This window comes from Mucilaginibacter sp. CSA2-8R (genome assembly GCF_038806765.1).
In the GTDB taxonomy this organism is placed as follows: Bacteria; Bacteroidota; Bacteroidia; order Sphingobacteriales; family Sphingobacteriaceae; genus Mucilaginibacter.
In genome coordinates this window covers 1,447,938-1,460,382 of record NZ_CP152389.1, presented here as the reverse complement: position 1 = coordinate 1,460,382, position 12,445 = coordinate 1,447,938, and the positions used below count along the sequence as shown (strand labels likewise).

At 43.9% G+C, this 12,445-nt stretch carries 11 protein-coding genes; 10 read left to right on the top strand and 1 reads right to left on the bottom strand.

The annotated features are described in order from the left end of the window. Positions 1-64: 64 nt before the first annotated feature. Genes AAGR14_RS06340 through AAGR14_RS06325 form a run of 4 tightly spaced genes read left to right on the top strand, consistent with a single transcriptional unit; the run spans position 65 to position 3,979 of the window. Positions 65-1,384, top strand: a complete 1,320-nt coding sequence (locus tag AAGR14_RS06340) for a folylpolyglutamate synthase/dihydrofolate synthase family protein (RefSeq protein WP_342647753.1) — start codon at positions 65-67, stop codon at positions 1,382-1,384. A gap of 59 nt (positions 1,385-1,443) precedes the next feature. Next, positions 1,444-2,442 (top strand): L-glyceraldehyde 3-phosphate reductase, encoded by a 999-nt coding sequence (mgrA, locus tag AAGR14_RS06335; RefSeq protein WP_342647752.1) that lies wholly within the window; start codon positions 1,444-1,446, stop codon positions 2,440-2,442. Then, positions 2,442-3,428 carry a Gfo/Idh/MocA family oxidoreductase gene (locus AAGR14_RS06330; protein ID WP_342647751.1) on the top strand — a complete coding sequence of 329 codons (987 nt, stop codon included), beginning with the start codon at positions 2,442-2,444 and terminating at the stop codon, positions 3,426-3,428. The genes mgrA and AAGR14_RS06330 overlap by 1 nt, the downstream gene beginning before the upstream one ends. A gap of 32 nt (positions 3,429-3,460) precedes the next feature. After that, positions 3,461-3,979: a DUF2911 domain-containing protein gene (locus AAGR14_RS06325; RefSeq protein WP_342647750.1), complete on the top strand. Its 519-nt coding sequence runs from the start codon at positions 3,461-3,463 to the stop codon at positions 3,977-3,979. An 81-nt stretch (positions 3,980-4,060) separates the two neighbouring features. Here AAGR14_RS06325 and AAGR14_RS06320 read toward each other — a convergent pair whose 3' ends face one another. After that, positions 4,061-4,246: a DUF6496 domain-containing protein gene (locus AAGR14_RS06320; protein ID WP_342647749.1), complete on the bottom strand. Its 186-nt coding sequence runs from the start codon at positions 4,244-4,246 to the stop codon at positions 4,061-4,063. Positions 4,247-4,388: 142 nt separating this feature from the next. Between AAGR14_RS06320 and AAGR14_RS06315 the strand changes: the two genes are divergently transcribed. The 6 genes from AAGR14_RS06315 (at position 4,389) to rfaE1 (ending at position 12,406) form a co-directional block, all read left to right on the top strand. Continuing rightward, positions 4,389-5,264 (top strand): nucleoside phosphorylase, encoded by an 876-nt coding sequence (locus AAGR14_RS06315; protein WP_342647748.1) that lies wholly within the window; start codon positions 4,389-4,391, stop codon positions 5,262-5,264. 77 nt (positions 5,265-5,341) lie between these two features. Then, positions 5,342-6,436 carry an AI-2E family transporter gene (locus AAGR14_RS06310; protein WP_342647747.1) on the top strand — a complete coding sequence of 365 codons (1,095 nt, stop codon included), beginning with the start codon at positions 5,342-5,344 and terminating at the stop codon, positions 6,434-6,436. Between the two features lie 212 nt (positions 6,437-6,648). Continuing rightward, positions 6,649-8,103 carry an amino acid permease gene (locus AAGR14_RS06305; RefSeq protein ID WP_342647746.1) on the top strand — a complete coding sequence of 485 codons (1,455 nt, stop codon included), beginning with the start codon at positions 6,649-6,651 and terminating at the stop codon, positions 8,101-8,103. 45 nt (positions 8,104-8,148) lie between these two features. Beyond that, entirely contained in the window at positions 8,149-9,594 is a 1,446-nt protein-coding gene (gene dacB / locus AAGR14_RS06300) for a D-alanyl-D-alanine carboxypeptidase/D-alanyl-D-alanine-endopeptidase (RefSeq protein ID WP_342647745.1), read from the top strand. Positions 9,595-9,697: 103 nt separating this feature from the next. Continuing rightward, positions 9,698-11,380, top strand: coding sequence for a helix-hairpin-helix domain-containing protein (locus AAGR14_RS06295; RefSeq protein ID WP_342647744.1), 1,683 nt, complete (start codon positions 9,698-9,700; stop codon positions 11,378-11,380). 39 nt (positions 11,381-11,419) lie between these two features. After that, positions 11,420-12,406 (top strand): D-glycero-beta-D-manno-heptose-7-phosphate kinase, encoded by a 987-nt coding sequence (gene rfaE1, locus AAGR14_RS06290; RefSeq protein ID WP_342647743.1) that lies wholly within the window; start codon positions 11,420-11,422, stop codon positions 12,404-12,406. The last annotated feature ends 39 nt before the right edge of the window (positions 12,407-12,445 follow it).

The following is a 12,445-nucleotide window of genomic DNA, read 5'->3' as shown; positions in this document are numbered from 1 at the left end:
TCCTCTATTTATTTTCCTGTTTTAAGTTGATTGCTTTGGCACCGCTACTATCACTATCATCACTATGAACTACCGGGAAACCCTTTCCTACCTCTATGACCAGCTACCCATGTTTACGCGGGTTGGCGCTTCCGCATTTAAAAAAGATTTAACCAACACTGTAGCTCTGTGTGCCAAACTGGATAATCCGCAACATAAATTTAAGAGCATACATATAGGCGGTACAAATGGAAAAGGCTCCACCTCGCACATGCTGGCAGCAGTGTTGCAAACTGCGGGTTATAAAACCGGCTTATATACATCACCGCATCTGAAAGATTTCCGCGAACGCATTCGTATCAACGGCGAGATGATTAGCGAGCAAGAGGTAGTCGATTTTGTAGCACAGCATCAGTCGGACTTTGAAACCATTGAACCTTCTTTTTTTGAGATGACGGTTGCACTGGCATTTGATGCCTTTGCCCGGCACCAGGTAGATATTGCCGTTATTGAGGTAGGTTTAGGCGGCCGACTCGATTCTACCAACATCATTACCCCGCTCTTTTCGGTAATTACTAACATTGGCTGGGACCACATGAATATGCTGGGCAACACCCTACCCCTCATTGCCGGCGAAAAGGCAGGGATCATCAAACCGGGTATCCCGGTTATCATCGGCGAACGTCAGCCTGAGGTAGCCGATGTTTTCACTAAAACAGCTGCCGAAAACGAGGCTCCCATTATGTTTGCATCCGACCAATGGGATGTAGTTCCGTTGGTGCAACAAGCTAAAGATAGCACCGGTCAACAATCCTTACTGGATGTTACAGTACGCTCTAAACCAGAAAATACAACCGTTACTAAGTATCAGTTCCGGTTAGACCTTACCGGTACCTATCAGCTTAAAAACATTAAAACGGTGTTGTCGGCAATAGATGTCTTGCGTAGCCAGGGCTGGACTATTAATGATGAGCACATCATCACCGCCCTAAAACAAGTTAAATCTTTAACAGGGTTGCAAGGCCGCTGGCAAACGCTCAGCATTAGTCCGCTTACCATTTGCGATACCGGGCACAACCCCGATGGCATACAAGAAGTGTTGAAAAACATTGCCGCCATACCCTACCAGCACCTGCATTTTGTTTTAGGTATGGTAAACGATAAAGACATCAGCAAGGTATTAAGCCTGCTGCCTAAAGCTGATACCACTTATTATTTCAGCAAGCCCGATTTGCCCCGAGGTTTAGATGCAGATGATCTGCAGCAGCAAGCCCAGGCATTTGGTTTGCAAGGCGAAGTATATGCTTCGGTACCCTTGGCTTTGAAAGCAGCGCAGCACCAGGCTGGCCCTACCGACTTGGTGTTTGCCGGTGGAAGTACTTTTGTAGTGGCCGAAATTGTGTAATTTGCGGTAGCACATTATACTTTTATCTGTATCATTACACTGCTAAACTAATTACCTGAATGACTTACCTACCATCGTCAACCCGTTACCAAAACATGCCTTACCGCCGTTGCGGTAAAAGCGGCATTTTACTGCCGGCCATTTCATTGGGCTTATGGCATAATTTCGGCGGTGTTGATGTTTTTGAAAATTACCGGAAAATACTGCACCTGGCGTTTGATAGCGGCATTACGCATTTCGACTTAGCCAATAATTATGGTCCGCCTTATGGTTCGGCCGAAGAGAACTTTGGTCGGCTGCTAAAAAAAGATTTTTCGGCTTATCGCGATGAACTGATTATTTCGAGCAAAGCCGGATATGATATGTGGCCTGGCCCTTATGGTAACTGGGGATCAAAAAAATACCTGGTAGCCAGCTTAAACCAAAGCCTGAAGAGGATGGCTTTAGACTATGTCGATATTTTTTATCATCACCGTCCAGACCCCGATACACCCCTTGAGGAAACTATGGGCGCACTTGATTTGCTGGTACGCCAGGGTAAAGCTTTATATGTAGGCATATCTAATTACAGAGCAGACGACGCTAAAAAAGCCTTTACAATCTTGAAAGAGCTGGGTACACCATGTTTAATCCATCAACCTAAGTACTCGATGTTTGAACGTTGGGTAGAGGGCGGGTTGCTGGATGTACTGGAACAGGAAGGCGTGGGTTGTATACCGTTTTCGCCGCTGGCGCAAGGACTGCTTACCAATAAATACCTTAACGGTATTCCGCAAGATTCGAGGGCTGCCAAAACAACCGGGCACTTGCAAACCGGGCAAATAACAGAACAAAGCATTGCGCAGGTAAAGCAGCTGAATGAGTTAGCCGTACAGCGTAACCAAACCTTAGCGCAAATGGCATTGGCCTGGTTGATGAAAGACCCGCGCGTTACCTCGGTACTGATTGGTGCCAGCAAGCCCGAACAGTTGGCCGACTCGCTGCAATGCCTGGAGAATACCAGTTTTAGCGCTGAGGAGTTAACTCAAATCGAAACAATTTTACAAAACCAACCCTGATGGAAAACTTTAACTGGGGTATTATTGGCTGCGGTGATGTAACCGAAAAAAAAAGCGGACCTGCTTTTAACAAAGTACCCGGAAGCAAAGTGGCAGCGGTTATGCGCCGTGATGCCGAAAAAGCTGCTGACTACGCCCATCGCCATAATATTGGTAAATGGTACAGTGATGCAGCCGATTTATTGAATGATGGCGAAGTGAATGCCATTTACATCGCCACCCCACCATCATCGCACCTGGAATACGCCATAGCGGCTTTACAAAAAGGGCTGCCGGTTTATGTAGAAAAGCCGGTAACTGTTAATGCCGAACAAGCACAGCAAATAGCCGATGCCGTTCAGCAATACAATGGAAGGTTGGTAGTAGCACATTATCGCCGCCGGTTGCCTATGTTTTTAAAGGTAAAAGAACTATTGCAGCAAAACGTAATTGGCAAGGTACGTACTGTACAAATGCGCCTTTGGCAAAGCCGTAAACCGGCACTGGTCACTAAAAATGCACCTAACTGGCGCACGCAGCCCGATATATCAGGTGGCGGCTATTTTCATGACCTGGCACCGCACCAGTTAGACCTGATGCTTTACTTTTTTGGCAAACCATTAACCTACCAGGGATTTGCTTTAAACCAGGAAGGGCTTAATGAGGCTGACGACCATGTGACGGGTAGTATCTTATTCGAAAACAAAGTAGTATTTAATGGTTCCTGGAGCTTTAACGTAGCCGAAACGGAGAATACAGATCTTTGTGAAATTATTGGTACGGAAGGAAAAATCAGCTTTTCGGTTTTTGGTAATACCATTAACTTCTGGAATGGACATACCCACCAGACCATTGACTTTGTGCACCCCGAAAATATACAGCATCCTATGATTAACAGCGTAGTAGGTTACTTACGCGGCTTGGAGCCCAACCCATGTACCATTGATGAAGCCGTTACTTTAATGAAAATAATAGACAGCTTTACCACAAAAGCATCAGATAAATAGTACATTTAACCATCTATAGATACAACAAAACCATGAAAAAATTTTTGAGTTACCTGTTTATTACAGGATTCATCTTAACAGCATTTACAGCATCAGCGCAACAACCTAAAAAGCCAAGGCCAAGTCCGGCAGACACGGTTAAAGCCACTTTAAAAAGCGGCGTTGACGTTGAGATTGCTTATAGCCAGCCGTCGGTTAAAGGACGTACCATTGGCACCGACATTGCCCCTTACGGCAAATGGTGGCGCACCGGCGCTAATGAGGTAACCGGTATTACTTTTAGCAAAGACGTAAAGGTAGAAGGCAAACCTTTAAAAGCGGGTAAATATGCCTTATACACTATACCAGGGGAAAACGATTGGGTAATAATTTTTAGCAATGGATTGAAAAACTGGGGAACAGTTTACAAACAGGAGGAAGATGTTTTGCGTGTAACTGTTAAAACCAAAAAATCGCCTGAGTTTGTAGAACAACTTAAATTTAAAATCGATCCGTCGGGCCTGATCAGCTTTGCCTGGGGCGACAAGATGGTTGCTTTTAAAGTAAAGTAAGCAAATTTCAAGATAAACACAAAAGCCTGAGCGATAAGCTCAGGCTTTTGTGTTTATAGGACATGCCCCATGAGCACACCATTATTTTGACGAAGACTTTTTAGGCACCTTGGCTCCTTCTTTACGCGCTTCTGACAGGCCAATGGCGATAGCCTGCTTAGGATTAGTTACTTTTCTATCACTTTTGCCACTTTTAAGCTTACCTTCTTTCATTTCATGCATGGTTTCGCCAACCTTTTCCTGTGCTTTAGCTGAGTACTTGGCCATAAATAAATCATTTAAGTTTATACTATGGCTAACATTATCATTTTTGTAATTGTTTAAAGAAAGATGTACATAGTGGATGCTGTTCAAAAAAGGCAACTACGTGTAAGTTTTAGTTCCATATAATCATATATCTTTTGCTGCAATGAATACGATATCAGAAACGGACTTAATCTTAAATGCTGACGGCAGCATATACCACCTTAATTTGTTACCCGGCGATGTTGCCGATACCATAATTACTGTGGGCGACCAGGACCGGGTAGCCGAAGTAAGTAAGCATTTTGACCGCATTGAATTGGTAAAAGGCAAACGCGAGTTTATAACCCATACCGGTTACATTGGCCAAAGGCGAATTACGGTGATATCAACAGGCATTGGTACAGATAATATTGACATTGTGCTAAATGAATTAGATGCGCTGGTAAATATCGACTTTAGTACACGCATGGTCAATCAGCAACTGCATAGCCTTAATATTATTCGCGTAGGTACATCGGGTGCGGTGCAAGCCGATATTGATATAGATACTGTGTTAGTTAGTGCCGCGGCGTTTGGGCTTGACCCGCTGATGCAATATTATGAACACGAGGTTACTACAGATGAGCAAAAACTACTGGAAAACTTCAAGAACGCCCTGCCCTACAATTATGCCCTGCAACCATACATCGCATTGGCCGGAAAAACCTTGCTTGGCTCATTGGCTGGTGATTTTGAACAGGGCATTACCATCACCGCACCCGGTTTTTATGCGCCGCAGGGCAGGCAGGTTAGGGCAGCAAGCGCCACACCGCAACTCATGCAAATTGTTCAGCAGTTCGGTCATCAGCACCAGCGCATTACCAATCTTGAGATGGAAACCGCAGGTATTTACGGTTTGTCACGCTCATTGGGCCATCAGGCTATTTCCTTTAATGCCATATTAGCCAATCGGGCAACGCATCAGTTTAGCAAACAACCGCAAATAGTTATAGACAACTGCATTAAACAGGTACTCGAACTTATTACCTCGAAGTTGTAAGGCCTCACAATCAGTAACAAACTAATTATATTAAAGGGTGTTAAGTAGGTGAATTTATGTTGCCTACTGCTTAGCTTATGATTATTAAAACTACTCCGCTACCCTTTTACGCCAAATTAGCCTTAGTGCTTATTGGTATTATGTCGCTCGGCTTTCTTATCCACTTAGGTAAAGAAATACTCGATCCGCTTATTTTCGGCTTCCTGTTCGCTATACTATTGCTACCTCTATGCAACTTTTTTGAGCGCAAACTTAAAATGCCGCGCAGTATGGCTGCTTTTCTTTCTATATTTTTTCTTATCTCCTTTGTAGGTGGCATCATTTATCTGGTAGGTACACAAATTTCTAATTTGGCTAAAGACTGGCCCTTGCTCAAAGAACAGGTAGAAAAGTCGTCTGTTGACCTGCAGATGTGGATCCAGAAGACCTTTCACATCAACGCCGAGAAACAAATGGTGTATGTGAACGACACTACCGATAAAATTGTAGCTTCGGGTACCAGCGTTTTAGGCACCACATTTGGCGCAGTATCCTCATTGCTGCTCTTTTATGTTTTCATACTCATCTTCACCTTCCTGATTTTGTTTTACCGCAGATTGCTTTTCAGGTTTATACTGCATGTGTTTGATGAAGAGTCAACCCCGGTGGTACATAATGTGGTTGAAAGCATCCAGAGCATTTTACGTAAATATATTTTAGGCCTTATACTCGAAATGGCTATAGTAGCGGGTTTGGCTTGTATTGCCTTTTGGATAATTGGTGTTAAGTATGCTATACTGTTAGGTATTATTACCGGGCTTTTCAACATCATACCTTATGTAGGTATTTTTTCTGCATTGCTTTTGAGCACACTGATCACTTTTGCCACCGGGGCTATCAGCAAAGCTTTGATTGTAGCTGTGGTGGTTGTAGTACTGCACCTTGTTGATTCTAATTTTATCTTACCTATGGTGGTAGGCTCTAAAGTAAGACTCAACGCTTTAATAACTTTTTTAGGTATTATTTTAGGCGAGATGCTTTGGGGCTTGTCGGGTATGTTCCTGTCTATCCCAGTAATAGCGATATTTAAAATTATATTCGACAATATTAACGACTTGAGGCCATGGGGTTACCTGTTGGGTGGCGATTATGAGTACAATCAGGAAGCTAAGGAAGAAATGAAGACCGAATAAGTCTCAAATGAATTATAAACAGCAAATGGCTTACCTAAAAAGTAAGCCATTTGCTGTTTATAGGGTCGTTAAGGAAGCATTTTATTGATGTTCATATCATAATACGTCCTGTTTCGCACATTTTGAAATATAGACCACAACTATTTTACTCAACAACCTTATACACTGTTAATTTTTTTAAATAGTTTAGGACTTTAAACCTGTAACTATTGATGGAACCAACTACACCTCAACCAAAATTAAAGCACGAACTGGGTTTGTTAGATGGCACTATGCTGGTAGCAGGCTCTATGATAGGCTCGGGTATTTTCATTGTCAGTGCCGACATTATTCGCAACGTAGGTTCGGCCGGCTGGTTAATAGCGGTGTGGTTAATTACCGGTTTTATGACATTAACAGCGGCCGTAAGCTACGGCGAGCTAAGCGCCATGTTTCCCAAAGCAGGCGGCCAGTATGTTTACCTTAAAGAAGCATACAATAAACTCATCGCCTTTTTATACGGCTGGAGCTTTTTTGCGGTGATACAAACCGGTACTATTGCCGCCGTGGGTGTTGCTTTTTCTAAGTTTACAGCTTATCTTATACCAGCGGTTAGCGAAGAAAATATTTTACTCAGCGTGCCGGTTACCAGTAGCTTTACTTTTAACCTGAGTGCTGCCCAGCTGGTTTCTATCGTTATTATCATTTTACTTACCTACATTAATACCCACGGTGTAAAAGGCGGTAAACTTATACAAACTACCCTTACCCTAACCAAGCTATTAAGTTTGTTCGGGCTGATTGCATTTGGCTTTTTGGCGCTAAAAGGCGATGTGTGGAATGCCAACTGGACCAACGCCTGGGACATGCACAAGCTGAGTAACACTGGCAGTGTGAGCTCTTATACCATAGCGGCTGCATTAGGTGCCATTGCAGCATCAATGGTTGGCTCCATTTTTAGCAGCGACTCCTGGAATAACGTAACCTTTATTGCCGGCGAAATGAAAAACCCGCAACGCAACATTGGGCTAAGTTTATTTTTAGGGACAATGATTGTAACCATCATTTACGTAGCGGCCAACTTTATGTATCTGGGCGTATTACCCCTACAGGACATTGCCACTGCCGAAAAAGACCGTGTAGCCGTAGCAGCCTCGCACGTTATTTTCGGCAACGGGGGTACGCTGGTTATTGCCGTGATGATTATGATATCAACCTTTGGCTGCAACAACGGCCTCATTTTGGCCGGAGCCCGGGTTTACTACACCATGGCCAAAGACGGCGTGTTTTTTAAACGTACTGGTACCTTAAACGAAAATGCTGTACCCGAGTTTGGCTTATGGATACAGTGTTTGGTAGCCAGCATCCTGTGCTTAAGCGGAAAATATGGCGATTTACTAGATATGATCTCTTTTGTGGTCGTGATTTTTTATGTGTTAACGATTATTGGCATCTATATTTTGCGTGTTAAACGCCCTGAGGCAGAGCGCCCTTACAAAGCTTTTGGCTACCCTGTTTTGCCAGCTATTTATGTACTTATGGGGCTAACGTTTTGTACGCTTTTAATTATATACAAACCTCAATACACTTGGCCCGGCTTGATTATTGTGCTTATCGGTATACCCATCTATTATATTTCGCAACGCAACGTCAAACGTGAGGATCCTCCTTACGAGTCAGCTGTGTAGCTAAAGCAATATTTGGAAAGTATAATACAGTATTTAGATTTTGCTTTGAACAGAACACAGCTTTATAACATCCGGACACACATCATTAAAAACACGTTATGGGCCGGCTTGCTTTTAGGCAGCGTAGCTGCCCATGCACAAACGCTTAAGCAAAACCTGCAAACGGCCATGAGCCGGCTGCAGCAAGACAGCCAGTGCCGGTATGCTACGGTATCACTAACGGTACTGGATGCCGTCACCGGCGAAGCCGTTTTTGCTTCAAACCCGGATGTGGGCCTTGCGCCGGCATCTACCTTAAAAACGCTCACTTCTATTACTGCCTTTAATTTATTAGGGGCCGATTTTAAGTTTCAAACGCAGTTTGGATATATAGGCACGATAGACGCGAATGGCGTACTCACTGGTGATGTCATCATTAAAGGCGGCGGCGACCCTACCTTGGGCAGTTGGCGCTGGGCAAACACTAAGGAGAGCTACGTTCTTAACCAAATGATAACTGCCTTAAAGCAGGCAGGCATTAAACAAATTAACGGACACGTTATTGGTGATGATTCTCTGTTTGACACCCAGGCGATTCCTGATGGATGGATATGGCAGGACTTGGGCAATTATTACGGTGCCGGTGCTTCTGCCCTTTGCTGGCGCGAAAACATTTTTGACATTAAATACGAGACCGGCAGTGTTGGTAGTCCGGTAAAAATACTGCGCACTGTGCCGGCCATGCCTTACTTTAACTTCACAAGCGAAGTAACCACATCGGCTGCCGGCTCTGGCGACCATTCATATGCCTATCTGCCTGTCGGCAACAAATCCATGTACATACGGGGAGCTTATGCCATTGATAAGGCCAAGAAAAGTATCAGCGTGGCCCTGCCCGACCCAGCATATGATGCCGCCTTTCGTTTAACCGACACTTTGAAGCGTTTAGGCATCGCCGTAAGCCAAGAACCGGAATCGTTGATTACCTTGAATGCAAAAGGCAGCCCAATGCCGGCTATAGCTAACACGCTAACGGTGCTTTACTCGCCTAACCTGAGCCAGGTAGTTTACTGGCTTAATAAAGAGAGCATTAATCTGTATGCTGAGCAGTTATTAAAAACAATGGCATTAAGAGCAGGCAAAAAGGTATCTACCCATGCCGGTGTCGAGACTGTTCAGAACTTTTGGAAGGTGCGTGGTATTGACCCTAACGCCATTCATATGTATGATGGCAGTGGCCTGTCACCGGGCGACCGCATTACCACTAACGCTTTAGCGCATATTTTACAAACTGCAGTGAACCAGCCCTGGTACAACAGTTTTTATGAAAGCCTGCCCTTATACAACAACATGCACATGAAAAGCGGTACCATTGCCGACGTAGTGGCCTATGCCGGTTATCAGACGCATAACGGTCAGCGTTTATGTTTTTCGGCTATTATCAACAATTATAATGGTTCAACTACCGCAGTAAGACAAAAACTCTTTAAGGTGCTCGACGAGTTGAAATAAAAAACATGGCTTAGGCTTTTCGTACTGTTGATGTTATCAACAAAAAACGGTTTGCGGATGTTGTTTGCAAAGGCTTTGCTACTTTTACAGCCTTAATTGCTCCATGGAAAATAAATCTATTGCTCGATACCTTAAATTATTAGGCCAGTTAATGGAACTGCACGAGCAGAATTCATTTAAAATAAGGTCTATCAATAATGCAGCCTTTAAGATAGATAAACTACCCTACCGGCTGGATGGCAAGAGCTATGAGGAAATGACGCAGATTGACGGCGTTGGTAAAAGTATAGCTGCTTATGTCAAAGAGTTACTGGATAACGGATCGATCAAAGACTTGGAGGATTTATTACAAGACACACCTGAGGGTGTAGTAGAAATGCTGCACATTAAAGGTATAGGACCTAAAAAGGTAGCTGCCATCTGGAAACAGTTAGGTATTGAAAACACCGGAGAGCTTTATTACGCCTGTAACGAAAACCGTTTGGTGGAAGCAAAGGGCTTTGGTGCCAAAACGCAGGAAGAAATAAAGCGAGTCCTCGATTTCAGGATGGCGAGTAATGGCAAGTTTTTGTATGCCCAGGTGCGGCCAGAAGCCGGAGAATTGATTGGCTTGTTGAAGGATGTGTTTCCGGGTGCATTGATCGAATTTGCCGGTGAGTACCGCCGTTGCTGCGAAATTATAACCGAACTAAGTATTGTACTGGGTACCCGCGATACTGATATTGCCTTAAAAACGCTGTCTACCTCAACACTCTTAAAAAATATCACCGTTACTAACTGCCATATAAACGGAGAGACTCAAAACGGTATTTTAGTTGATATCATTGTCACCGAAAAACGCTTATTTTTCCGTGACTTGTTTGTTTACACTGGTAGCGAAAGCCATGTCAAAGCGGTATCAGACCGTATTGCCAGCTTCCCAGACCAGCCTACCAGCGAAGAATTTATTTATCAAAAAGCAAGTTTGGCCTGGATAGCGCCCGAACTGCGCGAAGGCGATACTTATTTGCACAAAGTCGTTCTTCCTGACTTAATTGATTTGGCGGACCTGAAAGGCTCGCTGCACAACCATAGTACCTGGAGCGACGGCATCAACACCCTCGAAGAAATGGCATTGTATTGCCGCAACGAAATGAAATTGGAATATTTAGGCATCTGCGACCATAGCAAAAGTGCCTTTTATGCCAAAGGCATGAGTATTGAGCAGGTATTTAAACAGCACCAGGAAGTTGATCGCCTTAATCAAAAGCTTGACGGGTTTCACATATTTAAAGGTATCGAGTCTGATATTTTGAATGACGGCTCGCTCGATTATCCGGATGAAGTACTGGAAAGCTTCGACTTTATTGTGGCATCCGTTCACTCCAACTTAAAAATGGATAAGGAAAAGGCAACCGCACGGTTAATTAAAGCTATTGAAAATCCTTACACCACCATATTGGGCCACCCTACCGGCCGCCTGTTGCTGAGCCGCAAGGGATATGAGATTGACTATCAAAAAGTAATTGATGCGTGTGCGGCCAACCAGGTAGCTATTGAAATTAATGCAAACCCATTAAGGCTGGATTTAGACTGGCGCTGGTGCCAGTATGCCATTAGCAAAGGTGTGCTGCTATCTGTAAACCCAGACGCCCACCGGGTTGAAGGGTTTAAAGATATGGAGTATGGGGTTTTGATAGCCCGAAAAGGAGGCGTAACTAAAAATGATTGCCTCAACGCGTGCTCATTAAGCCAGATTAAAGAAATATTTGAACATAAAAAAGTAAAACTAACAGCAAAACGTTAATACCGTCCGTTGCCGCTATAAGGTCTTCAATAATTATACATGCTTACAGATAAAGTTCGTGCCCTGCAACAATCGGGCAAACAGCCCAATATTTTAGTTATCGGCGATTTGATGATTGATCATTATATTGTTGGCGAAGCAACCCGCTTATCACCCGAGGCACCGGTTCCGGTAGTTAACGTTAAAAACGAGACCATTACCTTGGGTGGTGCTGCTAACGTGGCACAAAACCTTATTACTTTAGGCAGCCAGGTTACCGTGAGCGGCCTGATAGGTCATGACACCTCAGGTACACAGCTGATATCTATTCTGAAAGAGGAAGGTATTGATACTTGCGGCATCATCGACGATCATAGCCGCCCTACTACGGTTAAAACCCGGGTAATGGCCGGAAGTCACCAATTAGTAAGGATTGACCGCGAAGTAACCGATGCGGTAAGTACGGCTATTGAAGATTTAGTGATTGAAAGGTTGTCAGATTGCATCAGTGAAGCCGACATTGTTTTGTTTTCTGATTACAATAAAGGCTTATTCTCACCTACGCTTACCCAACGATTGGTTGAATTAGCTACGCAAAAGGGCAAAAAGATTATTGTTGATCCTAAAGGATTCAATTATGCTAAATACAAAGGTGTATACATCATCAAACCCAATCGTAAAGAGTTAGCCGAAGCCAGCAAAAAGGACAAAATCAAAAACCTGGACGATTTAAAGGAGGCATCGTCTATCATTTTGGCGCAAACCAATGCCGAATACCTGGTGGTCACCCTCTCTGAAGAAGGTATGGCTATTATGAGCCCGATTGCCCATCAATTACTGCCCGTAAAAGCTACTGAGGTGTTTGACGTAACCGGCGCCGGTGATACTGTTTTAGCAGTAATGGCTTATTTTATTGCATCGGGCTTTACTGTGGAGGAAGCCTGCGAACTGGCTAACCACGCAGCTGCTATTGTGATCAGGCAGGTAGGCAGTGCAACTACAACTCTTAATGAGATTATTGCCGACATAGAAAAAGCCAGCCGTTAAACCGGCTTTTTTCTCGAAATCTTTGATACTCAACCTTTC

Coding starts and splice junctions, on each gene's coding strand:
- AAGR14_RS06340 (WP_342647753.1), top strand. CDS start 65: ATGAACTACCGGGAAACCCTTTCCTACCTCTATGACCAGCTACCCATG.
- mgrA (WP_342647752.1), top strand. CDS start 1,444: ATGACTTACCTACCATCGTCAACCCGTTACCAAAACATGCCTTACCGC.
- AAGR14_RS06330 (WP_342647751.1), top strand. CDS start 2,442: ATGGAAAACTTTAACTGGGGTATTATTGGCTGCGGTGATGTAACCGAA.
- AAGR14_RS06325 (WP_342647750.1), top strand. CDS start 3,461: ATGAAAAAATTTTTGAGTTACCTGTTTATTACAGGATTCATCTTAACA.
- AAGR14_RS06320 (WP_342647749.1), bottom strand. CDS start 4,246: ATGGCCAAGTACTCAGCTAAAGCACAGGAAAAGGTTGGCGAAACCATG.
- AAGR14_RS06315 (WP_342647748.1), top strand. CDS start 4,389: ATGAATACGATATCAGAAACGGACTTAATCTTAAATGCTGACGGCAGC.
- AAGR14_RS06310 (WP_342647747.1), top strand. CDS start 5,342: ATGATTATTAAAACTACTCCGCTACCCTTTTACGCCAAATTAGCCTTA.
- AAGR14_RS06305 (WP_342647746.1), top strand. CDS start 6,649: ATGGAACCAACTACACCTCAACCAAAATTAAAGCACGAACTGGGTTTG.
- AAGR14_RS06295 (WP_342647744.1), top strand. CDS start 9,698: ATGGAAAATAAATCTATTGCTCGATACCTTAAATTATTAGGCCAGTTA.
- rfaE1 (WP_342647743.1), top strand. CDS start 11,420: ATGCTTACAGATAAAGTTCGTGCCCTGCAACAATCGGGCAAACAGCCC.